We start from the raw sequence: 24024 nt of genomic DNA, 5'->3' as shown, positions 1-24024 counted from the left end.
CGCCGGCATTCTATTTTTTCCAAGACCCGCATAAGAATGAACGAACAAGCATGTCCTTCTTTTTGTCCAAGTATCGGCAAATTTATAGGAGGATCGATGAAAGGGGAGCATTCTAAATGCGGGTTTCAAATGTGACAGTACGCAGGCGCTTATTGGCAGCTTTATTTATCGGAATCATGGTATTCCTGATTATTGATGTCAGGCTTGGGTACGTACAGTTCTATTTAGGAGATATGCTGACTGACAGAGCAAAGGGCTCCTGGAGCAGGGATATCCCATTTGCTCCTGAACGTGGTGAAATAGTCGACCGGAATGGTGTACCGTTGGCAACGAATATCAGTGCCCCGACAGTCTGGATTGTCCCGAGACAAATTGTGGATCCGGAAGCAACAGCAGAAAAGCTTGCCTCTATCTTGAATTCGTCAAAAGAGGCAACGCTTCAAAGCCTGACTAAAAAAGAATCCATCATTAGGCTGCCGTCGGGGAGGAAGATTTCCCACGAAAAAGCAAAGGAAATCAGGTCGCTTGGCTTAAAAGGGATTTATATCGGTGAAGACTCAAAGAGGCACTATCCGTATGGAAGCTATCTTTCGCATGTACTGGGATTTGCTGGTATCGACAACCAAGGGTTAATGGGACTGGAGTTGTTTTACGACAAAGAATTAAGCGGAGAAAAGGGGTCCGTGCAATTCTATGCCGATGCAAAAGGCAGAAGGATGAACGATATGGCCGATGATTACCAGCCCCCGCTTGATGGGCTGGACTTGAGGCTTACTATAGATACAAAGATACAGACCATTGTAGAAAGAGAGCTTGATATCGCTCAAAAGGCCTACAACCCGGATGGAATCATTGCGATTGCCATGAATCCGAATAATGGTGAAATTCTTGCCATGTCGAGCAGGCCGAATTTCGATCCCGCAAATTTCCGCAATGTACCACAGGAAGTATATAATCGGAATCTACCTGTCTGGAGTACATACGAGCCCGGATCGACCTTCAAAATCATTACCCTTGCTGCTGCGCTTGAAGAAGGGAAGGTAGATTTGAAAAACGACCATTTCCATGATTCCGGGTCTGTTGAAGTTGGAGGCGCGAGACTGAAATGCTGGAAGCGCGGCGGCCATGGCAGCCAATCATTCCTCGAAGTTGTCCAGAACTCCTGCAACCCGGGTTTCGTTGAGCTTGGGGAGCGGCTTGGCAAGGAAAAATTGTTTGGCTATGTTAAAGGATTTGGGTTCGGCCAAAAAACAGGCATTGACCTTCAGGGTGAAGGAACAGGGATTCTTTTTAACATCAATCGCGTTGGGCCTGTTGAACTAGCGACAACGGCATTTGGTCAGGGTGTTTCTGTAACACCCATTCAGCAAGTTGCGGCTGTTTCCGCTGCTGTCAATGGTGGATATTTGTATACACCATATATTGCAAAGGAGCTTATCGATCCTTTAACAAAAGAAGTTGTTATGAAAAATTCCCCGAAGCTGAAGCATAGGGTCATATCTGAAGAGACGTCAAAACAAATCAGGCATGCTCTTGAAAGTGTTGTCGCCCAGGGGACAGGAGGGAAGGCGTTTGTCGATTCCTACCGTGTTGGCGGGAAGACAGGTACTGCCCAAAAGGCACAGGGCGGCCGCTACCTGGAAAACAACCATATTGTCTCCTTTATCGGCTTTGCACCTGCTGATAATCCACAGCTTGTCGTCTATGTTGCGGTTGATAATCCAAAAGGAACTGTTCAATTTGGGGGAGTCGTTTCCGCGCCAATTGTTGGAAATATCATGAAGGATTCCCTACGCGCAATAGGCGTCCCACCAAGTAAGGACCAAATCGAAAAGAAAATGACCTGGTCGGATGTGCCGATGCTTGAAATGCCAGAACTTGAAGGGTTGACGAAAAAAGAAATCTCCGAACAAATGGTGAATTTGAAAATAGAATCAAAAGGAGAGGGCGATGTGGTTGTAAAACAATTGCCGCAAGCGGGCGTTAGAGTAAAAGAAGGCTCAACCATCATTCTTTATTTTGGTCAAAAAGAAGAATAAAAGGCTGGCGGGGGGTTCCTCCGCCTTCTTGGCATTTATGGCGGAAATTCAATGATTAATTCTCGTGATTAATGGCTAAATAGAGATGAATAATGTAAAATAAGAATCGATTGCTAGCTGGGAGAGGATTGAAAGTATGAAATTGCAAGAACTTCTTGGACATCTCCACCTGCTCCGTCCATACGCAGGGGAGAATCCGGACATTACGTCCATTGAAAATGATAATAGAAAGGTCCTAGAGGGGAGCCTGTTTATCTGTATTAAAGGATATACTGTTGATGGGCATGACTATGCTAAATCAGCTGTTGATAAAGGTGCGGCAGCCATCATCGCTGAGAGGTACCTGGATGTAGATGTTCCTTTAATTATTGTTCCAGATTCAATGAGGGCGATGGCTGTACTTGCCGATGCATTTTACGGGCATCCAAGCCAAAGCTTCCATCTTACGGGGATTACTGGGACGAACGGCAAAACAACAACAAGCCACTTAATAGAAAAAATATTTGCGGATGCAGATAAAAAAACCGGTCTTATTGGGACGATGTATACCAGGATAGGCACAACAGTCTTTGAGGCAAAAAATACAACACCTGAAAGCCTGGCCCTGCAAAAAACGTTCCGCAGTATGGCGGATGCGGGAATTCAGCATGCCGTGATGGAGGTATCATCCCATGCTCTCGATTTAGGCAGGGTCCATGGAGCCGATTTCAATGTGGCTGTTTTTACAAATTTGACCCAGGATCACCTTGACTATCACAAGTCTATGGAAAGCTATAAGCATGCGAAAAGCCTTCTGTTTTCCCAGCTTGGAAATGCTTATTCAGACAAACACCCCAAATTTGCCATCCTGAATGCTGATGACCCGGCATCACTTGATTTCAAGCGTGCAACTGCAGCGCATGTCATTACATATGGGATTGATAATCAGGCAGACCTCCGGGCTAGGGATATTATGCTTTCTCCAAAGGGGACTTCATTCATCCTGGATGCAGCCGGACAGACTTATTCGGTATCCATGAAACAGATTGGTAAATTTAATGTGTATAATTCACTTGCTGCAATTGGTGCAACGATTTGTTCCGGAATCAGCATAGGTGAAGCAATTAAGTCAATTGAGAGTATCAAAGGTGTTGCGGGGCGATTTGAGCTTGTTGACGCGGGCCAGGATTTTACGATTATCGTTGATTATGCCCATACACCGGATAGCCTGGAAAATGTCTTAAAAACAGTGAAAGAGTTTGCGGAAAAGAGGGTCTTTGTTTTAGTAGGCTGTGGAGGCGACCGTGATAGAGGGAAGCGCCCGCTAATGGCCAAAATCGCCTGTGATAACGCTACGGACCCAATCCTGACGTCTGATAATCCCCGAACTGAGGATCCGCTTGACATCCTCCGCGATATGGAACAAGGGGTTAATGGCCGGGATTACAAAGTAATTCCTGACCGCAAAGAGGCAATTGAATATGCAGTAAACCAAGCCCGGGCAGGAGATATCATCCTAATAGCAGGGAAAGGCCACGAAACGTATCAGGAAATCAAGGGTGTAAAATATGATTTTGATGACAGAATCATTGCCCGTGAAGCCGTGGCTAACAGTAAGTAGTTTAAAATAATTTATTGAAATTGGAGTATAGACAGAGATATGAATTGTTTACTAGATGTTTTTTCAGAAAAAATTCTTCTCGCATTGTGGGATGGAACATATGATATACCTGTAGCGGGTGGCATTTGCCCGTCCGTTTGTCCCGGAAGGAGGGCTTGCAATGCTTGAGCAGGTTATCTTTTTTACTATCCTGATGGGTTTTTTGGTAACAGTGTTACTTTCTCCTATCTTCATCCCGTTCCTTAGGCGCCTTAAGTTCGGTCAAAGCATTAGGGAGGAAGGGCCAAAATCCCACCAGAAAAAATCAGGTACACCAACAATGGGCGGAATCATGATCCTTTTATCGGTCGTTGTGACTTCCCTTGTTATGATTTCTAAATTCGCGGAACCGACCGCGCGAACTTATATGCTTATCATCGTTACATTAGGCTTTGGCCTCCTCGGATTCCTTGATGACTTTATCAAGGTAGCCATGAAGAGGAATCTCGGCTTGACATCAAAACAAAAGTTAGTGGGACAAATCATTATTTCGGTGATTTTTTATCTAATGTATCGACAAAATGATTTTCCATCCGAATTGAATATACCGTTTACTGACTATTCTCTGCATCTAGGCTGGTTCTATCTGGTGTTCGTCATTTTCTGGATGGTAGGTTTCTCAAATGCAGTTAACCTGACGGATGGACTTGATGGTCTCGTTTCCGGAACGGCCGCAATAGCATTTGGTGCTTTTGCTGTTCTCGCCTGGAATCAATCGCAGTTTGAACTGGCAATATTTTCTGTTGCTGTCGTTGGCGCGGTACTTGGATTTCTTGTCTTCAATGCCCACCCGGCAAAAGTATTTATGGGTGATACGGGTTCGCTTGCACTTGGCGGGGCAATAGCCGCTGTATCTATCCTTACCGGGCTTGAACTGTTACTCCTGATTATTGGCGGAGTATTTGTCATTGAGACACTTTCTGTTATCCTCCAGGTAATTTCATTCAAAACAACAGGGAAACGTATTTTCAAGATGAGCCCGCTGCATCATCATTATGAATTGTCGGGCTGGTCTGAATGGCGTGTTGTTGTAACATTTTGGTCTGTAGGGTTACTCCTTGCGATACTTGGAATTTATATCGAGGTGTGGTTATAGTGAAGAAGATAGATATCTATAAACATAAAAAAATACTGGTACTAGGCCTGGCCAAAAGCGGAGTCAGTGCAGCAGACTTGCTGCATCGGCTCGGTGCTTTTGTGACGGTCAATGACTTTAAACCACTCTCTGAAAATAGTGAAGCCAGAGGCCTGCTTGAGCAGGGAATCAAGGTAATTTGCGGCAGCCACCCTGCAGAATTGATGGATGAAGGATTTGAACTTGTCGTTAAAAACCCTGGAATCCCTTATTCAAACCCTCTTGTGAAAAAGGCTGTTGAAATGGGGATACCGGTTATTACTGAAGTAGAACTAGCCTATCAAATTTCAGAAGCTCCATTTATAGGAATTACTGGAACAAACGGAAAGACAACGACAACCACATTGATTTTTGACATGCTGAACGAAGGCGATCGACGTCCGCTAATCGCCGGGAATATCGGAACAGTTGCTTCTGGTGTCGCCCAAGAGGCAGAAAAGAGCAATACGATTGTTATTGAACTATCTTCCTTTCAGTTGATGGGTATTGATGAGTTCAAGCCGAAAATTGCTGTTCTGACTAATTTATATGATGCCCACCTTGATTATCACGGTACAAGAGCAGAGTATATATCAGCAAAAGCGAACATCACCAGAAATCAGGATGAGGCGGATTATTTTATTTATAATGCGGATCAGGAAGATGTAGCAGCAATTGCCAGACTTTCCAGGGCAAGGCTTGTTCCATTTTCGGCTACAACGGACCTTGGTGAAGGAGCTTATCAAAGTGATGGCTGGCTTTGCTTTGAGGGAGAGAAAATCATTCTTCGTGAAGAAGTCGTCTTACCAGGAGCGCATAACCTTGAGAACATTCTCTCTGCAATTGCCGCAGCGAAGCTTTCTGGTACAAGCAATGAGGCGATACGGAAGGTGCTGACAACCTTTACAGGTGTCCGCCATCGTCTCCAGTTTGTCGCCGAAAAGGATGGAAGAAAATTTTATAATGATTCAAAGGCAACGAATATCCTCGCAACAACAAAAGCGCTTGAGGCGTTTGAAGGCTCTGTCGTTTTGCTGGCTGGAGGGCTTGACCGGGGAAATGAATTCGATGAATTGATTCCTGCTTTGAAAAATGTCCGGACCCTCGTCACATTTGGCCAAACTGCCGGAAAACTCGAAAAGGCAGCGAGTGCCGCTGGAATAAAAACTGTTATCCGTGCCGATAATGTTGAGGGTGCAGTTCCGGTGGCATTCCAGCATTCAGAGCCAGGTGATGTGATTTTGCTTTCACCTGCTTGTGCAAGCTGGGATCAATATAAAACTTTTGAAGTTCGTGGCGACATGTTTATCGAGGCCGTGCATAAGCTTTAGTAAGGGCTTGTCTCTTCTGTGGGCCGGCAAAGTTAATGCCCGGCCCTGCCGGAAAGCCCTAAATTAGCGGGCAGAGGTGTATGGCGGTGCCAGTAAAAAAGAATACTCCTGATATAATTCTTATGATCATCACGTTCACGTTGCTGGCCACAGGCCTTATGATGGTATACAGTGCCAGTGCAATTCAGGCGGAATTTAATTTCGGTGATTCTTTCTTCTTTGCAAAGAGGCAATTGCTTTTTGCGGGAGTTGGGATTGCTGCGATGTTTTTTATTATGAATGTAAATTACCAGACATGGCGTACCTGGGCAAAAGTGGCTGTCATCATTTGTTTCGTCCTGCTCGTCCTTGTTTTGATTCCCGGCATTGGTGTTGAACGGAACGGGTCCCGAAGCTGGATTGGGGTAGGAGCTTTTTCAATACAGCCCTCCGAGTTTATGAAACTTGCGATGATAGCCTTTTTGGCAAAGTATTTATCTGAAAAACAAAAAATGATTACATCGTTCAGGAAGGGGCTCGTTCCTTCACTCGGCCTCGTTTTTCTCGCTTTTGCAATGATTATGCTTCAGCCGGACCTCGGAACAGGAACTGTTATGGTTGGAACCTGCATCGTGATGATTTTTGTCGCCGGAGGGCGGATCCTCCATTTTGCCGGCTTGGGGCTGTTAGGGATTGCTGGATTTGCGGCTCTTGTTATTTCGGCTCCCTATCGGATAAAAAGGATTACTTCGTTTTTAGACCCGTGGTCAGATCCGCTTGGTGCGGGTTTCCAAATGATTCAATCATTATACGCAATTGGCCCGGGTGGATTGTTCGGTCTGGGGCTAGGTGAAAGCCGGCAGAAGTTCTTCTATTTACCAGAGCCGCAAACGGACTTCATTTTTGCCATTTTGGCAGAGGAACTTGGATTTATCGGAGGCTCATTCATTTTGATTCTATTTGCCCTGCTTCTGTGGAGGGGAATCAGAATCGCACTTGGTGCCCCCGATTTGTACGGTAGTTTCCTGGCAGTAGGAATCATTGCAATGGTTGCTATCCAGGTGATGATCAATATTGGTGTTGTAACCGGACTTATGCCTGTCACCGGGATCACCCTGCCGTTCTTAAGCTATGGAGGGTCTTCGCTAACCTTGATGCTAATGGCAATTGGTGTGCTATTGAATATAAGCCGGCATGTAAAAATTTAATAACGACTGAGATCCTTTATAGGGTCTCTTTTTTATAGATAGCTGTGTTAAAGGTTCTTGTTGTTTTATTAGCATTGTTGAATGGAGCGGAAGGCGCGAAGTTCGAAAATGCAAAAAGCGCATTTTCTCCTGCGGTGCTTCTCAGGGAAGATTATTCAACGTCCTGTGGGAGCAGCGCGACGAGGAGGCTCACCGCCTGCCCCACGGAAAGCGAAGTGCCTCGTGACAGGCATAGACCAGCCTCGCGACATGCAAAATTCGCATGTCTCTGCGATGTTTTTTCCGAGGAGCTTTCCTTTGTGTCCCTGCGATGATTATTCTTGGAAGCTTCCCTTTGTGGAGTGGAAATCAAAACGTTATTTAACATAGCTTTATAGTTAGATTAAATAAAGATAGAAATTATAGTGGAGACAATAATAATACCGACACAGTCGTACCTTTGGTTGAGGCAAATGGTTATGGCCTTATCAAAGAATGCCTATTGGTTACATTTTGCCGTGGAAAATAGGTTGAAACGGTATCAAGAAAGCTTATTGGTTACATTTTGCTAATGATATCGGCTCAAAATGTTGCCAAGGAGTCCGATTGATGATATTTTGCTGTGGAGATTATGTCAAAATGTCTTCAATGAAAAAGCGGAACAGAAACTCTAAGTCGTTACTTATCCTCTTCCATTACTACCTAAGGGATTATGGTTCGGTAAAGCATTAGGAAAAAAACTACAGTGATTCCATAGAAACGTTAGTGTTTTTCGATGTTTCCTGGTTTAAAGTATAGTAGAATGGGGGTAAATAGAGTGGGTGCTTTTTCAAAAGATATGAATGTATATCTTTTGTTGAGAGCTGTCTAGCTCCACAAGGAAAGCTTCGGCAGCATAAGCATCGCACGAAGAAAAAGCGGTAGCTTTTTCGAGGAGCGCCTAGCGCCTAGTGTACTTCGGTCCCCTCGTTACGATAAGTCAACATCGATTCGCTTGCGCTTATCGTGTTTCCTTTTTCTCCTTCGAGGCCCTCCAGTCCATACGGCGCTAAACACAAAGGAAAGCTTCTGTGATTAATCATCGCAGGGACAGGCGTTTTTTGCCTGTCACGAAGGCGCTTGCGCTTTTCTATTTGCCCTGCTGGCATTGCATTGAAAGATATAAAAAAGAGGTGGAAACATGAAAATCGCCATTAGCGGCGGTGGTACCGGTGGACATATTTATCCGGCACTTGCACTTGTTAGAGAAATTCAAAAAAAGGACCCTGATGCAGAATTCCTTTATATCGGCACCGAAAAAGGACTTGAAAGCACACTCGTTCCAAGGGAGAACATTCCATTCGCATCTATACATATAACAGGCTTTAAAAGAAAGCTATCCTTTGAAAATATTAAAACAGTATGGAGATTCCTAACGGGTGTCAAAAAAAGCAAAGCAATCCTTAAAGAATTCAAACCGGATATCGTGATAGGTACTGGCGGCTACGTGTGCGGGCCGGTCGTTTATGCTGCATCCAAACTAAAGATACCTACAGTGATCCACGAACAAAACAGTTTACCAGGGCTTACAAATAAATTCCTAAGCCGCTATGTGAACAAAATAGCAATCTGCTTTGAGGAAGCTGCCAGCTTTTTTCCTAAAGAGAAGGTTGTGTTCACTGGAAACCCAAGAGCATCGGAGGTTTTAGGGCGCGACGGAATAAAAGGGCGCCTTTCCACCGGTCTCAAGCTCGGAATGCCTGCAGTTCTTATTTTCGGAGGCAGCAGGGGCGCTCGTCCTATTAATGAGGCGGTTGTACAATCCCTTGGAGAATTTGCTTCAAAACCATATCAGGTTCTGTATGTCACAGGCGATGTCCACTATGAGGATGTTAGGAAGGAAGCAGAGCTGCTTGGCAGCCCCGACAACGTAATTATTAAACCATTTATCCATAACATGCCCGATGTATTAGCAGGCGTTGATTTGGTTGTGTCTCGTGCAGGTGCAACCACCCTGGCAGAGCTGACTTCGCTTGGTATCCCGGCTATCCTGATCCCTAGTCCGTATGTAACCGATAACCATCAGGAAAAAAATGCGCTCTCCCTTAGTGATAAAGGGGCGGCAGAACTTCTGGCAGAAAAAGAACTGTCAGGTAAAAAGCTGGTCAGCACCATTGATAGCATCACATTGAATAAAGAAAAATTAACAGCCATGGCTAAGGAAGCACGTAAACTTGGGGTCCAGGATGCCGCCGAAAGGCTTTACAAGGTCATGCGGGATCTTGTTTCCCAAAAAATAAGATAGGATATAGGCATGGAATGGGCTGTAACCCAATGAATTACATTGCATAGTATGCAATAACTCTATTACACAAAGATAGGGAGGATCTTATGGATGAGCTGAGAAGAGAATTGGAATCTGCCGGTGTAGGCAAGGTAAAGAATATGGAACCACTGGCCGGCCACACTACAATAAAAATTGGCGGGCCTGCAGATTTGTTTGTCGAGCCATCTTCCGTGGATAACCTGCTCAAGACAATGGAAATTGTTCGTAACCACAATGTCCCCTGGAGGGCGATAGGCAGAGGTTCGAACCTGCTTGTTTCCGATAAAGGAATAGAAGGTATAGTTGTGAAACTCGGTCCTGGTCTTGATAAGCTGGAAATTAACGGAACTGAGGTAACTGCGGGGGGCGGGCAATCACTTGTTTCAATGGCAACTTCCATAAGCAGGAAAGGGTTAAAAGGTTTAGCGTTTGCAGGCGGCATCCCGGGTTCGGTCGGGGGTGCGGTATATATGAATGCGGGAGCCCACGGGTCGGATATCAGCAAAATCCTCAAGAAAGCCCATATCCTATTTGAGGATGGAAGCATGGAGTGGCTTTCGAATGAGGAACTTGAATTTTCCTATCGTTCCTCCGTATTGCAAAAGAAACGGCCGGGAATCGTTGTCGAAGCAGTCTTTCAGCTCGAACAAGGAGAAAAAGAGGCCATCGTTAAAGAGCTTCAGAAGAATAAAGATTACCGAAAAGAAACTCAACCATGGAATTACCCGTGCGCGGGAAGTATCTTCCGGAATCCGCTCCCTAACTATGCTGGGAGACTAATTGAGGTTGCAGGATTAAAAGGGCACCGGATAGGCGGAGCGAAAATTTCTGAAATGCATGGGAATTTCATTGTGAATGATGGAAATGCAACGGCAGAGGATGTCCTTGCCCTGATTCAGCATGTCAAGGATGTCATTCTGGAATCATATGATATTAAGATGGAAACAGAAGTTGAAATAATCGGCAGAAAATAGCAGGAAATATATCTTAATGGCTGGTGTTTGTGTGCTATAATATTTCCATTGAAATCTGGTTAAAAAGCTGTTTGCAGAAACGACGGCATGAAACTAACGTGCCGTTGTTTTCAATTAAAAAAGATTTGGGCACCAGCTTGGGCGGAGGTGGAATGCATGCAAAAGGGGAAAGTTCTTACTTTGGAAGACAGAATTCCAAAGCTTAAGGAGCAAAGGCGGAAAAAGGCAAACAGAAGGCTTATTTTATTGCTGTTCATGTTTTTTATCCTTATATTGTGCGTTATCTATATTCAATCTCCCCTCAGTCATGTTAAAACAATTGAAGTCCGCGGCAATGGGGCCTATACAGAAGCGACAATTGTAAAAGCCACAGGAATTACCGCCGCGACGAATATCTGGAAAGTGGACAAGCAGAAGGTTCGAGATACATTGAAAAAGCTTCCTGAAATAAAAGATGCAAAAGTGGGACTTCAGCTGCCTAATACGATTATGATAAATATCAAGGAATATAAACGGATTGCATATATCGTCAAAGAATCAGATTTTTATCCTGTCATGGAAAACGGCCGGATACTAAAAGATACAGAGGGAGCACCCTTGACAGTGAATGCACCTGTACTATCAGGATTTAAAGAAGGCAAGATCCTGGATGTGATGTGTAAATCACTTGAAAATCTTCCCGCAGAAGTTTATAACTCCATTTCTGAAATCCACTATACCCCTCAAAAGACAGATGAATACCATATTTCTCTGTTTATGAATGACGGATTTGAAGTCAGTGCCTCACTGCGGACATTTGTTGATAAAATGGTTCATTATCCATCCATTGCCAGTCAGCTTGATCCGAAAGTTAAGGGAGTTATTGACCTCGAAGTTGGTTCGTTTTTTAGGGCATATGAAAAGGAGGAAGGGGAGGAAGGCCTTGAAGAAACTGAAGGTGAAGGGTAATCAAGTAATTCTATCCCTTGTATGCCTTGTACTTGGATATATGATGGCCTTTTCTTATCATTTAACACAAGTCGAGAATGAAGAACGAAATCCCGCTGTTACCGGGAAACAGTATGATCGGACATTAGGCCTGAGAAATCAGTTGATATCTTTGGAAGAAACTAACCGTAAACTGCAAAAGGAATTTAACAAGAAGCAAGCACAGGTGCTTGAAAATGAAAAAGCTCTTTCAAACCAAGAGGAGACTTTTTCCAAAATAGCTGAGGAAGCTGAAAAGTACAGAATGTTTCTTGGCAGGGTTAAAGTACAAGGGCCTGGGGTGCAAGTTACGCTTGAAGATGGCGAGTATGATGCTGATCAGCCCAATATCAATGATTATCTTGTCCACGAGTATCACGTATTCAAAGTTGTAAATGAATTATATGTTTCAGGTGCCTCTGCTGTAGCAATTAATGGCCAGAGGCTGACTAGCCAATCTTACATTGTATGCAACGGTCCAGTTATAACCGTTGATGGAACACAGCACCCGGCTCCTTTTGTAGTCACAGCAATAGGGGACCCTGGGGTAATGGAGGCAGCTTTGAATATGACGGGCGGAATCAGGGATCAACTGGTTAATGATAACATTATATTCACATTGGAAAAAAACGATCTGATTTCCTTGGATCCGATACTGTAAGCTGGTGTAGTTTCGCCACAGTATAATGTCCACAGAAAAGGTAAGGTGAACACAGTGGACAAACCCAAAAATAAAATCACAAGCTTTGCAATAATAGCTGCCATTATTGGATTTATGATTGCAATTCAATTCCAGTCAATCAAGGAGCCTATAGCGCGTGATACCCGGGATATTTGGCAGCTAAGGGAAGATTTGCTTAAAGAAAAGAAATTTCAATCAGATTTACTGTCTGAGATTCGTTCTACCGAGAAAAAACTTGCAGGATATGAGACAATGAGACAGCAAGGTAAGGGACAGGTCCTGAAGGAAACGCTAGAGGAATTGAAACAGGAAGCCGGAATGACTGAAGTAGCCGGCCCCGGAATCATTCTGACGATTGAACCTGTCTTCGAAGAGGTTATACTTGGTGATCCTATCAGTAACACGATTACTCCAGATTTACTAAAGCGGCTTACAAATGAATTGAATATGTATGAAGCGAAACATATCTCGATTGATGGGCAGCGAGTAATCAATTCAACCGTCATCCGTGAGATTAGCGGGGAAACGAGAATTGATGGCCATAGCCTTCGTAAGCTGCCGATTGAAGTCAAGGTCTTGGCGGAAAATGCAATGGATGCCGAAAAATTGTCCAATAAAATGAAAGCTTCCCAGGCGGCGGAAGAGTTTTTCATTGAAAATCTAAGACTGACAATCTCTGAACCTATTCAGGAAATTAAAATCGAAGCATATGATAGCGAAATTCAGGTATCGAATATGAAACCGGCCGGATCCGGTGAAGGAGGCAAACCATAATGTGGCTTCCGCTGTTATCCCTTATTATTGGGGTGATACTCGGTCTTATGACCGACATCAGGATTCCCGATGAATACTCTAATTATTTGTCAATCGCTGTTTTAGCAGCGTTGGATACCCTTTTCGGGGGAGTCAGGGCCCATCTTCAAAATATCTATGATGAAAAAGTATTTGTTTCCGGGTTCTTTTTTAACATCATCCTTGCGGCAAGTTTAGCTTTTCTGGGAGTCCATCTTGGTGTAGACTTGTACTTAGCTGCTGTTTTTGCTTTTGGAGTCCGGCTTTTTCAAAATATTGCCGTAATCCGAAGGTTATTATTGACAAAATGGTCAACAGCTCGTGAAAAAACAGAAAAAAATTGATTTTTTTTAAAGGGAATCATTTTGTTCTGACGAATATTTTTATAATATAAATATATATTTACAATCTTATGAACAATAAAAAGTAGAAATAGAAGGGTTTCTAAAGGAGGTGCCATAGGATGAACAGCAATGAAATATTTGTTAGTCTTGACATCGGTACATCCAGTGTAAAAGTGATCATTGGTGAAAAAGTCAATGACTCGTTAAATATTATCGGAGTTGGCAATGTAAAATCAGCTGGCCTCAGGAAGGGTGCCATTGTTGATATAGAAGAAACGGTTCATTCTATCAATAAAGCAGTTGAACAGGCTGAGAGAATGATAGGAATGGAGATTCGCCAAGTCATTGTCGGTATCACTGGCAATCATGTTATGCTTCAGCCATGCCATGGAGTAGTTGCCGTATCTAGCGAGAATAAGGAAATTACACGTGAGGATATTTACCGTGTCGAGGATGCCGCAAAGGTTGTTTCGATACCGCCTGAACGGGAAATTATTGATGTTGTCCCAAGGCAATACATAGTGGACGGACAGGATGAAATTAATGACCCAATCAATATGATGGGTGTAAGACTTGAAATGGAAGGTACGATTATTACAGGCTACAAGACAATCCTACATAATGTACTAAGATGTGTGGAGCGTGCCAATCTGGAGGTACTCGATATTACACTCCAGCCGCTTGCGGCCGGGATGTTCTCCCTCTCAAATGATGAAAAAAGCCTTGGTACAGCCCTTGTTGATATAGGGGGAGGCACCACGACAATCGCTGTATTTGAAGAGGGCTACCTTAAAGCCACAAGTGTCATCCCTATCGGGGGGGACCATATAACTAAGGACCTGTCAATTGTCCTTAGGACTTCAACAGAGGACGCTGAGAAAATCAAGATTAAATATGGACATGCGTTTTACGAGGATGCATCTGGTGAAGAAGTGTTCAGTGTCCCTGTAATCGGGAGCGACCAGCACCAGCAGTTCACTCAGCTTGAAATTTCCGAAATCATCGAAGCGCGGCTGGAAGAAATTTTCGAGCTTGTACTTCATGAATTTAAAAGAATGGGTATACGTGACTTGCCAGGGGGATACGTTCTGACTGGAGGGGTCTCCAACATAGATGGTATCCTTGATCTTGCCCAGGCAGTATTCCAGAACAGGGTAAGAAAGGCTGTACCCGATTATATCGGGGTTAGGGAGCCTCAATATACAAGTGGTGTCGGGCTCATCAAATACGCTGCGAGAAACAACAGGCTGGAAGGGTACACAGTCCAATCTGTAAAAATTCCTCAGGGTTCCGAGCAGAAAGAGAAGAGACAGGTTAAGCAGCAGCCGAAACCAAAGCAGGAAAAGCAGCCCGAAGAGAAAATGACATCAAAAGTTAAAAAATTCCTGGGTTACTTTTTTGAATAAGGCAACTGCCTGCTAAGTGGGGGGTTCTCCAGCAGGCAGCTAGCCAAATCGGGCCATTAAGGGACAGGTATTCCCATTACACGGAAATTGGACGAATTAGGAGGATATGGCATGTTGGAGTTTGATACAAATTTAGACCAGCTAGCAACCATAAAAGTAATTGGTGTTGGAGGCGGCGGGAATAACGCAGTAAACAGAATGATTGAACATGGCGTCCAAGGGGTGGAATTCATCGCTGTAAATACGGATGCACAGGCTTTGAACCTTTCCAAAGCAGAAGTCAAAATGCAGATTGGCGCAAAGCTGACCAGGGGACTGGGGGCTGGCGCAAATCCCGAAGTAGGGAAAAAAGCTGCTGAAGAAAGCAAAGAACAAATTGAAGAAGCGCTTCGCGGAGCCGACATGGTATTCGTTACTGCAGGCATGGGCGGAGGGACAGGCACTGGGGCTGCTCCTGTCATTGCACAAATTGCAAGGGATCTTGGCGCATTGACAGTTGGAGTTGTCACCAGGCCATTTACCTTCGAAGGCAAAAAGCGCCAGGGCCAGGCTCAAATGGGTATCTCGGGAATGAAGGAAGCGGTCGATACATTGATTGTTATCCCAAATGACAGGCTGCTTGAAATTGTCGACAAGAGCACTCCGATGCTCGAAGCGTTCCGTGAAGCAGACAATGTCCTGCGCCAAGGGGTCCAGGGTATTTCCGACCTTATCGCGGTTCCAGGCCTAATCAACCTTGACTTCGCGGATGTAAAAACAATTATGTCCAGCAAAGGTTCCGCGCTGATGGGCATTGGCGTAGCTTCAGGTGAAAATCGTGCAGCTGAGGCAGCAAAAAAGGCAATCAGCTCACCTCTCCTTGAAACTTCAATTGACGGAGCACAGGGTGTCCTGATGAATATCACAGGGGGATCAAACCTGAGCCTATATGAAGTACAGGAAGCAGCTGATATTGTCGCATCCGCTTCGGACCAGGAAGTCAACATGATCTTCGGTTCGGTCATTAATGAAAATTTGAAGGATGAAATCCTTGTTACTGTTATCGCAACAGGTTTCAATGAAGAAGCAATCCAACAAAGGCCTTCAGCAAGACCGTCATTTGGACAGCAAAAGGCGCCAATGGGGACTGTGAAAAGGGAACCAAAGCGAGAGGAACCTGTCCAGGAGCCGGTTAGACCTTCATCTGTATCACAGGAAGATGCTCTGGACATTCCAACCTTCCTGCGCAACCGTAACAGAAGAAGATAATTTCATCTCTACAAACGGCATAGCCCCAAGGGCATGCCGTTTTTCAAGGTTAAGGTGAAATAATGCAAGTAGTATTGCAAATTTCTCCTCAAGAAAGTAAGGAGTGGATGCATAAATGGCTGAATTGCTTCCATTAATGTTAGAACGAGTAGGAATACTGATTATTGTCACATTCCTGCTTTCGAGGATGCGTTCCTTCAGGGAGGTCATCCATAATGAGCATGGTCTGAAAGAGAAGATGATGCTTATTCTGATCTTTGGGCTTTTCGGGATAATCAGCAATTATACAGGGATTGAGATTGACCATGGCGAAATAACTTCGCAGGTTTGGCAGGTTGGAGTTGAAGATGATGGGGCTATTGCAAACACAAGAATCATGGGGGTTGCAATCGGGGGCCTGCTGGGCGGTCCGCTTGTCGGTTTTGGTGCTGGGCTTGTTTCTGGTCTTCATCGTTTAACACTTGGAGGTTTTACCGCTGAAGCGTGCGCCATTTCAACCTTAATAGCAGGAGTTGTCGCCGGCCTTATAGGCAGGCGTTTTGATGTGAAAGGCAAAAACTCTGATATGAAGGCAGTGATAATTGGCTTACTAATGGAAGGTGCACAGATGGGAATCATACTTCTTCTTGCCAGGCCTTTTGACGAAGCATATCAACTGGTCAGTCTGATTGCTATACCAATGATTTCAATTAATGCCTTTGGTACATTGCTGTTTATGCTAATGATTCAGGCGATGCTTCAGGAAGAAGAACGGACACGTGTACTCGAAACACATAAAGCTCTATATATTGCCCAGCAGACACTGCCTTTCTTCAGACAGGGGTTATCGACCGAATCTGCAACGAATGCAGCAACCATTATCCTTAAATGGACGAACGCTGATGCGATTGCCATAACCAACCAGAATGAAGTTCTTGCTCATGTTGGAGAGGGTGGGGACCATCATATTGCAGGGCAGAAAATGGTGACTCTTTTAACAAAAAAAGTTATTTCCGAAGGAGAAATCCTCAAGGCCAAGTCCACTGAGGAAATCCAATGCAATCATAAGGGCTGCCCGCTTCAGGCTGCCATTGTCCTGCCACTTAAAGCCAATGGAACGACGATTGGAACACTCAAGCTTTATTATAAAAACCCAAAAAGGCTGGATTTGGCTGAAAGTGAGCTTGCAGAAGGCCTAAGCAAGCTCTTTTCAACCCAATTGGAGCTTGGAGACGCAGAGTTGCAGCGGCGGCTTTTGAAAGACGCTGAAATCAAAGCCCTTCAGGCACAGGTACACCCGCATTTCTTGTTCAATTCAATGAATACGATTTCAAGTCTAATTCGGACTGATGCGGAAAAGGCGAGGAAGTTATTGTTGAAATTAAGTACTTTTTTCAGGAGCAATCTGCAGGGAGCAAATCACATGCTGATACCTCTTAAAAAGGAACTTGAGCATCTCGAAGCCTATATGTCCCTTGAGCAGGCCCGCTTCCCTGATAAATATAAGGTGGAAATCGACGTGGCCCCTGACTTGCAGGAGAGTTTAATTCCACCATTTATCCTTCAGCCTCTGGTTGAAAATTCCATACGCCATGCGTTCAAACGAAAATCTGTTGGAAGAGTGACAGTCACTGCATTTTCAGAAGAAGGAAAAATGTATATTGTCACGCGGGACAATGGAAATGGAATCCGTGCTGCCAAGCTTCAAATTCTTGGAGCGGATACGGTTGAATCTGAGGAGGGGAGCGGCACTGCCCTCTGGAATATCAAAAAAAGGATAAAAGAGCTGTACGGCCATTCCGGCTCATTCAAGATTGAAAGCAAAGAAGGTATTGGGACAACTGTAACAATCGGCTTGCCGTTATCCTATTTCAAAAAGGAGGGAGAAAACCTTGAAAGCATTTATAGTTGACGATGAACCGCTAGCCAGGGACGAACTGGCATTTTTGCTTAAAGATACAGGACATGTTGAAATTGCAGGGGAAGCCGAGAATATAAGTGAGGCTTTGACAGGATTGCAAAAGGCAGGCGCGGACGTTATCTTCCTAGATATCCAGCTTGCTGAAGAAACCGGCCTTGAAATTGCAAAGTGGATAAATCAACTGGAGAAACCCCCGTTTATCGTGTTTGCGACAGCTTATGACAACTATGCATTGACTGCGTTTGAGCTCAATGCAGCTGATTATATCTTAAAGCCATTTGATGGAGATAGAGTCCGCCAGACCATTGAAAAGCTTGAAAAACTGATAATCAAGGAACCAATAAAACAGGAATTAAATCCAAGAATAATCAATAAGCCAGAAAGACTTGCCATCTCAGCTGATGATAAAATCTTGATTCTCAATGTCAAGGAAATTGTCTATATTAGTGCTCTAGAAGGCAGAACAATAATTGTGACAGAAAAGGACCGGCTGGAAACCGCTGATCCATTAATCAGTTTTGAAAAAAAACTGCAGAATCCTGACATCCGCAAGGTTCATCGGTCTTATTTGGTCAATCTTGATAAAGTGAAGGCAATTGAACCGTGGTTTAATTCGACTTATAATCTCATTCTTGAAAACGGCGAGAAGGTTCCGGTAAGCCGGACATATGCAAAGGAAATAAAATCAATTTTAGGGTTCTGATTGCATTTCAATCAGAACTTTTTGCTTTTTACCCCGGAATTTCTGCATTTTATCCGAAAACGCACAATAAAGCGCTTTCTTTCGATAAAATCGTCTTGAAAAGGAAAGGGGAGTTATATAGATGAATGCGATTTCTATAGTCATCGGATCCATTTGTGTTTTGGTGATTGCGTACAGGCTTTATGGAACTTTCATGGCTGTAAAAGTGTTAAAACTGGACGATTCCAAACCAACACCAGCACATGAACTGAACGATGGTAAAGATTATGTCCCTACAAACAAATGGGTCACTTTTGGCCACCACTTTGCAGCGATTGCCGCAGCAGGGCCTCTGGTAGGGCCAATCCTTGCAGCGCAGTTTGGTTATTTGCCAGGTTTGCTTTGGCTTTTAATCGGCGCGGTTATCGGTGGTGCTGTCCATGATGCAGTTGTTCTATTTGCATCAATGCGTAAGAAGGGACAGTCGCTCTCTGAAGTTGCGAAAGAGGAGCTTGGCCCGGTTGCTGGCTTTTGTACAGGCCTTGCCATGTTATTCATCATAACAATCACGATGGCTGGCTTATCTATGGTTGTCCTCCATGCACTTGAGAACAATCCGTGGGGAACTTTCGCCGTCGGTGTGACCATTCCGATTGCGATGGTAATGGGTCTTTATTATAAAAAGACCGGCAACTTAAAGGTTTCTACTACAGTGGGCTTTATTGTCCTTATGGCATGTGTTCTGGCAGGGCCTTCTATTCAGAATACTGCCATAGGCGAGTTGTTAACCTTAGATACTAAAACACTTGCTATTATTCTTCCAATCTATGCATTCTTTGCCGCGGCTCTGCCTGTCTGGCTGCTGCTTGCACCAAGGGATTACTTGAGCAGCTTCATGAAAATCGGTGTATTCATTGCTTTGATTATCGGGGTATTTTTCATTAATCCTGCAATTGAAATGCCAGCACTTACCGAATTTATCGGTGGAGGCGGACCGATTCTTGCCGGCCCTGTTTGGCCTTTTATTTCAATCACAATTGCTTGTGGTGCTATTTCCGGTTTCCATGCGTTCGTTGGATCTGGTACAACGCCGAAAATGCTTGACCGCTGGAGCGATATTAAGGCAGTCGGTTTTGGTGCCATGCTGGTCGAGTCTCTCGTAGGTGTCATGGCCTTGATTGCGGCAACAGCACTTCATCCTGGAGATTACTTTGCAATTAACTCTACCCCTGAAGTGTTTAAAACTCTGGGTATGAACGTCGTTAACCTACCTGAATTGGCCAGGGAAATTGGACTTGACCTGGAAGGGCGTACTGGCGGTGCTGTTACTTTGGCAGTTGGGATGACGTATATATTTACTGAAATCCCTTGGTTCAGCAATCTTGCCTCGTATTTCTTCCAATTTGTCATCATGTTTGAAGCTGTCTTTATCTTGACGGCAATTGATGCGGGTACCCGTGTTGCCCGCTACTTAATTCAGGACTTCTTTGGCGATTTTTACAAGCCTTTGAAGAAGACTGATTGGGTACCAGGATCCATTTTTGCTAGCGCGCTAGCGTGCTTTATGTGGGGGTATCTCCTTTACTCCGGTGATATCGGTTCGGTTTGGGCACTCTTTGGCGTATCCAACCAGCTGATGGCTTCAATCGGTTTGATTATCGGAGCTACCGTTATCTTGAAAATTGCGGACAAGCGCCGCTATATGCTTACATGTTTAATTCCATTGGCATATCTATTTGTAACAGTCAATTACGCAGGGTACTGGATGATTACGAATGTCTACCTGAACACTGCAGCAGCAGGGTACAATGTTCTGAACGGTATATTATCAATCATTATGCTGATACTTGGCATAGTAATCATGGTTACAGCTATCAAGAAATGGATTGAAGTTTGGAATTCTCCGACGAGGCTGTTGGATGCAAAAGCAGCATAAGTATTTAAAGTTTTTATAAGCTGGATGAAATTTCTTCCTTGCTAAATAAAGTACATTATTAATGAGCAAAAGAACCGGGAAAATTGACCCGGTTCTTTTTCCGTTATTTCAGTTTAACTCCTATTTTCCCCTTATACAGATATCCCATTGAGAAGAATATAAAAAGAATTTTCCCGCTTTTCATTCATAATTATGACAGGAATACTGACAAAAACTGCATACATCAGCTGAAATTTCCTTAATTTCACTTACAGGAAGTGACACACTTCCAACTCTTAGATAGGCTATACTTTTTCGTAAACAGAACACGGTTCCCTAATTTGAGGTCTTAAAAAAGTGAACCTTCCTTCAGTTGGGGGTTGCCACCCTTCACTGATGGTTAGTCTCGCACAAAGCGGGATTGGTTTTTCCAAAGCCTGAAGCTCCATGAAAAATCTAAGTTCATCAATCAGATCTTTACGGGCTGTTATTCCCCGCTAATGTTCTTGTTTACCTTTGAATCTTGAGGTGGGGTTCTACTTCCCGTTAAGAGTGGGAGAAAGGAGGAGCGTGTGACTGTTTATCTGGATGTTATATGGGCTTTGAACTTTTTGTTTGATTGCCTTTTGCTTAGTCTTGCCGCGCTGATTATAAAATGTCGAGTCAGCATGTGGCGGCTTGCAGCTGGTGGTCTTCTAGGTTCGCTGATCATTCTGCTTCATTTCACTTCAATTGGTTACTATGCAACCCATCCGTTAACGAAATTTGCATTCTCGATCATGATGGTACTCGCTTCATTCGGGTACAGACATTTGAAATTTTTCTTTTCAGCACTCCTGGCCTTATACTTTTCAACTTTCCTGATAGGCGGAGCGCTAATGGGCGCCCATTATTATTTTCAAACTGCAGAGGGAGCTGCTTCCGAATTCCTTGCATCGGCTTCTGCGGGGCTGGGGGACCCGGTCAGTTGGCTGTTCATTGTACTCGGCTTTCCGATTGCTTGGCATTTCTCGAAAAATCGCATTGGAAACATTGAAATGGCAAAAATCAAATACGATCAGCTCGTAACTGTAGAAATAACTATCAACGAACAGTGTTTTCAATTCTCCGGTCTGGTAGACAGTGGCAATCAGCTTTATGATCCTTTATCACGGCTGCCTGTCATGTTTGCATCCATAAAGGAAAGAATCGAGGAATTGCCTCAAAGTTTTAAGATGTTTACAGCTTCAGCTGATGAAATGATTAACAGTGAAAAAGCCATCCCTGAGGGGTGGGAAGGCCGGATGAGAATAGTTCCTTACTCAGTAGTTGGACAAGAGCATCAGATGGTCGTTGCAATAAGGCCTGATAAAGTTTCAATTCATGCAAACGGGCAGTCATATACAACAACGAAGGCTCTTGTATCCTTCACTATGCAAAAGCTATCTGCTGATGGCTCCTTTGAATGCATTGTCCATCCGAAACTACTGTCCGGAGTACCCGATAACGGGCCCGGTGTAGCAAGTTAATATAAATATACTCACAGATACATAATTTAGAAGGAGGAAGACACTTTGAGTAAATGGAAACTACGAATATCCTATTATTGGACCAGACTGTTAATCAAGCTTGGTATAAAAAAGGATGAGGTCTACTATATAGGAGGCAGTGAAGCCCTTCCCCCGCCGCTTAGTAAGGATGAGGAGGAAGTTCTCCTAAAAAAGCTCCCTGGCGGTGATAAAGCAGCAAGGTCAATCCTGATTGAGCGTAATTTGCGCCTTGTCGTCTACATTGCACGTAAATTTGAAAACACCGGTATTAACATTGAAGACTTGATTTCGATAGGGACAATAGGACTGATCAAAGCAGTCAATACGTTCAATCCCGAGAAAAAAATCAAACTTGCTACATACGCTTCGCGGTGCATCGAAAACGAAATTCTGATGTTCCTAAGGAGAAACAATAAAATCCGTTCAGAGGTTTCTTTTGATGAACCGCTGAATATTGATTGGGATGGAAATGAGCTGCTGTTATCGGATGTTTTGGGGACAGATGAGGATATTATCACAAAGGATCTGGAAGCAAATGTAGACAGAAAACTCCTCGCCAAAGCACTCCATCAGTTATCAGACAGGGAAAAGCAAATTATGGAGCTTCGATTCGGACTAGTGAATGGAGAAGAGAAAACTCAGAAGGATGTCGCTGATATGCTTGGGATATCTCAATCCTATATTTCAAGGCTGGAAAAAAGAATCATAAAACGCCTAAGGAAAGAATTCAATAAAATGGTTTGATGAATTTCAAAAAGTGATTTTAAAAATGCTGTCTTTTTCAAAAAAAAATTTTTCCATAAATTCCTTATAGGACTGGGCTTGAGTTAATTGAGCGTGGCACCCGAGTCATGAGTGCCTGCATATTTTTCCTTTCCGCGGAGATACTGTTTTTTGAACAGCAGCTCCTGTAAGGAGGGAAAAGGCATTGACTCGGAATAAAGTTGAAATTTGCGGTGTTGATACGTCCAAACTTCCGGTATTGAAAAACGAAGAGATGCGTTTGCTTTTCAAGGAAATGCAAGAAGGGGACATATCCGCAAGGGAAAAGCTGGTCAACGGGAATTTGCGGCTTGTGTTAAGCGTCATCCAGCGTTTCAACAACCGTGGAGAATTCGTTGATGATCTGTTTCAAGTGGGCTGTATCGGCCTGATGAAATCGATTGATAATTTTGATCTTGGTCAAAATGTAAAGTTTTCAACTTATGCAGTTCCAATGATTATTGGGGAAATCCGCCGCTACTTGCGTGACAATAACCCAATTCGTGTTTCAAGGTCGCTGAGGGATATTGCCTACAAAGCCCTCCAGGTAAGAGAAAGGCTGATGAGTGAAACCTCAAGGGAACCGACAGCCGAAGAAATTGCCAGGGTACTCGAAGTACCTCATGAAGAAATCGTTTTTGCACTGGATGCCATCCAGGACCCTGTTTCATTATTCGAGCCCATCTACAATGATGGCGGAGATCCAATCTTTGTCATGGACCAGCTCAGTGATGAACGGAATAAAGATTCAAATTGGATTGAAGAAATTGCCCTTAAAGAAGGGATGCGGCGTCTGAACGAAAGGGAAAAGCTCATCTTGCGAAAACGCTTTTTCCAGGGGAAAACCCAAATGGAAGTTGCCGAAGAAATAGGTATCTCACAAGCCCAAGTCTCCAGGCTTGAAAAGGCTGCAATTAAACAAATGAATAAGAACATCCAAAGCTAAGCTGCCTCTATGGGCAGCTTTTAAATTTGTTGATTTCAATGATTAAACCAAAAGAGAGATGTGATTATCTCTGTATTTGGTACAAAAGTCCGTTGATCTCCACTCCTCAAAGGGAAGATTCCAAGAATAATCAACGCAGGAGAAGACGCGCTTTTTGCATTTTCGAACGAGTCTTCGCGCCTTCCGCTACAATCAACTTGGTTCCATATAATTTCTTTCCTAAAAGCAACTAGTTTACGAAAACAGTTTTTTAAATAAAAACCTTTATCCTATAAAACAACCTT

The 24024-nt window shown here is 43.8% G+C and carries 19 protein-coding genes; all 19 read left to right on the top strand.

The window, feature by feature from the left end; translation table 11 throughout:
- The first annotated feature begins 116 nt into the window (after positions 1–116).
- The 19 genes from TY16_RS19255 (at position 117) to sigG (ending at position 23740) form a co-directional block, all read left to right on the top strand.
- A complete protein-coding gene (locus TY16_RS19255) occupies positions 117–2039 on the top strand; it encodes a stage V sporulation protein D (RefSeq protein WP_043933425.1) in 1923 nt (640 codons plus the stop codon).
- Positions 2040–2175: 136 nt separating this feature from the next.
- On the top strand, positions 2176–3639 hold the full coding sequence (locus tag TY16_RS19250) for a UDP-N-acetylmuramoyl-L-alanyl-D-glutamate--2,6-diaminopimelate ligase (RefSeq protein WP_043933424.1): 1464 nt from the start codon (positions 2176–2178) through the stop codon (positions 3637–3639).
- Between the two features lie 160 nt (positions 3640–3799).
- On the top strand, positions 3800–4774 hold the full coding sequence (gene mraY, locus TY16_RS19245) for a phospho-N-acetylmuramoyl-pentapeptide-transferase (protein ID WP_043933423.1): 975 nt from the start codon (positions 3800–3802) through the stop codon (positions 4772–4774).
- A complete protein-coding gene (gene murD, locus TY16_RS19240) occupies positions 4774–6123 on the top strand; it encodes a UDP-N-acetylmuramoyl-L-alanine--D-glutamate ligase (protein ID WP_043933422.1) in 1350 nt (449 codons plus the stop codon). The genes mraY and murD overlap by 1 nt, the downstream gene beginning before the upstream one ends.
- A gap of 80 nt (positions 6124–6203) precedes the next feature.
- The gene (spoVE, locus tag TY16_RS19235) at positions 6204–7310 is read left to right on the top strand and encodes a stage V sporulation protein E (RefSeq protein WP_442853232.1); all 1107 of its coding nucleotides are present in this window, start codon (positions 6204–6206) and stop codon (positions 7308–7310) included.
- Positions 7311–8469: 1159 nt separating this feature from the next.
- A complete protein-coding gene (gene murG / locus TY16_RS19230) occupies positions 8470–9573 on the top strand; it encodes an undecaprenyldiphospho-muramoylpentapeptide beta-N-acetylglucosaminyltransferase (protein ID WP_043933421.1) in 1104 nt (367 codons plus the stop codon).
- An 86-nt stretch (positions 9574–9659) separates the two neighbouring features.
- Complete coding sequence (gene murB / locus TY16_RS19225) at positions 9660–10568, top strand: UDP-N-acetylmuramate dehydrogenase (protein WP_043933420.1); 909 nt, start codon at positions 9660–9662, stop codon at positions 10566–10568.
- Between the two features lie 156 nt (positions 10569–10724).
- Positions 10725–11516, top strand: coding sequence for a cell division protein FtsQ/DivIB (locus TY16_RS19220; protein WP_043933419.1), 792 nt, complete (start codon positions 10725–10727; stop codon positions 11514–11516).
- Complete coding sequence (locus TY16_RS19215) at positions 11464–12195, top strand: DUF881 domain-containing protein (RefSeq protein WP_043933418.1); 732 nt, start codon at positions 11464–11466, stop codon at positions 12193–12195. Before TY16_RS19220 ends, TY16_RS19215 begins: the two co-directional genes overlap by 53 nt.
- A 114-nt stretch (positions 12196–12309) precedes the next feature.
- Positions 12310–12990, top strand: coding sequence for a DUF881 domain-containing protein (locus TY16_RS19210; protein WP_043934844.1), 681 nt, complete (start codon positions 12310–12312; stop codon positions 12988–12990).
- Complete coding sequence (locus tag TY16_RS19205) at positions 12990–13352, top strand: small basic family protein (protein ID WP_043933417.1); 363 nt, start codon at positions 12990–12992, stop codon at positions 13350–13352. The genes TY16_RS19210 and TY16_RS19205 overlap by 1 nt, the downstream gene beginning before the upstream one ends.
- Positions 13353–13471: 119 nt before the next feature.
- A complete protein-coding gene (gene ftsA / locus TY16_RS19200) occupies positions 13472–14758 on the top strand; it encodes a cell division protein FtsA (RefSeq protein ID WP_043933416.1) in 1287 nt (428 codons plus the stop codon).
- Between the two features lie 111 nt (positions 14759–14869).
- Positions 14870–16006, top strand: coding sequence for a cell division protein FtsZ (gene ftsZ / locus TY16_RS19195; protein ID WP_043933415.1), 1137 nt, complete (start codon positions 14870–14872; stop codon positions 16004–16006).
- Between the two features lie 115 nt (positions 16007–16121).
- Entirely contained in the window at positions 16122–17897 is a 1776-nt protein-coding gene (locus TY16_RS19190) for a sensor histidine kinase (protein WP_043933414.1), read from the top strand.
- Positions 17878–18609, top strand: a complete 732-nt coding sequence (locus tag TY16_RS19185) for a LytR/AlgR family response regulator transcription factor (RefSeq protein WP_043933413.1) — start codon at positions 17878–17880, stop codon at positions 18607–18609. The genes TY16_RS19190 and TY16_RS19185 overlap by 20 nt, the downstream gene beginning before the upstream one ends.
- 121 nt (positions 18610–18730) lie before the next feature.
- The gene (cstA, locus tag TY16_RS19180) at positions 18731–20524 is read left to right on the top strand and encodes a carbon starvation protein CstA (protein ID WP_043933412.1); all 1794 of its coding nucleotides are present in this window, start codon (positions 18731–18733) and stop codon (positions 20522–20524) included.
- 551 nt (positions 20525–21075) lie between these two features.
- Positions 21076–22011, top strand: a complete 936-nt coding sequence (gene spoIIGA / locus TY16_RS19175; RefSeq protein WP_043933411.1) for a sigma-E processing peptidase SpoIIGA — start codon at positions 21076–21078, stop codon at positions 22009–22011.
- Positions 22012–22056: 45 nt separating this feature from the next.
- Positions 22057–22776, top strand: coding sequence for an RNA polymerase sporulation sigma factor SigE (gene sigE / locus TY16_RS19170; RefSeq protein WP_043933410.1), 720 nt, complete (start codon positions 22057–22059; stop codon positions 22774–22776).
- Positions 22777–22960: 184 nt separating this feature from the next.
- Positions 22961–23740, top strand: a complete 780-nt coding sequence (sigG, locus tag TY16_RS19165) for an RNA polymerase sporulation sigma factor SigG (RefSeq protein WP_043933409.1) — start codon at positions 22961–22963, stop codon at positions 23738–23740.
- Positions 23741–24024: the final 284 nt, after the last annotated feature.

Source organism: Bacillus sp. EB01, from assembly GCF_000613125.1.
In the GTDB taxonomy this organism is placed as follows: Bacteria; Bacillota; Bacilli; order Bacillales; family Cytobacillaceae; genus Bacillus_D.
This window is presented reverse-complemented; position numbering and strand designations above follow the sequence as displayed.

Coding starts and splice junctions, on each gene's coding strand:
- TY16_RS19255 (WP_043933425.1), top strand. CDS start 117: ATGCGGGTTTCAAATGTGACAGTACGCAGGCGCTTATTGGCAGCTTTA.
- TY16_RS19250 (WP_043933424.1), top strand. CDS start 2,176: ATGAAATTGCAAGAACTTCTTGGACATCTCCACCTGCTCCGTCCATAC.
- mraY (WP_043933423.1), top strand. CDS start 3,800: ATGCTTGAGCAGGTTATCTTTTTTACTATCCTGATGGGTTTTTTGGTA.
- spoVE (WP_442853232.1), top strand. CDS start 6,204: ATGGCGGTGCCAGTAAAAAAGAATACTCCTGATATAATTCTTATGATC.
- murG (WP_043933421.1), top strand. CDS start 8,470: ATGAAAATCGCCATTAGCGGCGGTGGTACCGGTGGACATATTTATCCG.
- murB (WP_043933420.1), top strand. CDS start 9,660: ATGGATGAGCTGAGAAGAGAATTGGAATCTGCCGGTGTAGGCAAGGTA.
- TY16_RS19220 (WP_043933419.1), top strand. CDS start 10,725: ATGCAAAAGGGGAAAGTTCTTACTTTGGAAGACAGAATTCCAAAGCTT.
- TY16_RS19215 (WP_043933418.1), top strand. CDS start 11,464: ATGAAAAGGAGGAAGGGGAGGAAGGCCTTGAAGAAACTGAAGGTGAAG.
- TY16_RS19210 (WP_043934844.1), top strand. CDS start 12,310: ATGATTGCAATTCAATTCCAGTCAATCAAGGAGCCTATAGCGCGTGAT.
- TY16_RS19205 (WP_043933417.1), top strand. CDS start 12,990: ATGTGGCTTCCGCTGTTATCCCTTATTATTGGGGTGATACTCGGTCTT.
- ftsA (WP_043933416.1), top strand. CDS start 13,472: ATGAACAGCAATGAAATATTTGTTAGTCTTGACATCGGTACATCCAGT.
- ftsZ (WP_043933415.1), top strand. CDS start 14,870: ATGTTGGAGTTTGATACAAATTTAGACCAGCTAGCAACCATAAAAGTA.
- TY16_RS19190 (WP_043933414.1), top strand. CDS start 16,122: ATGGCTGAATTGCTTCCATTAATGTTAGAACGAGTAGGAATACTGATT.
- cstA (WP_043933412.1), top strand. CDS start 18,731: ATGAATGCGATTTCTATAGTCATCGGATCCATTTGTGTTTTGGTGATT.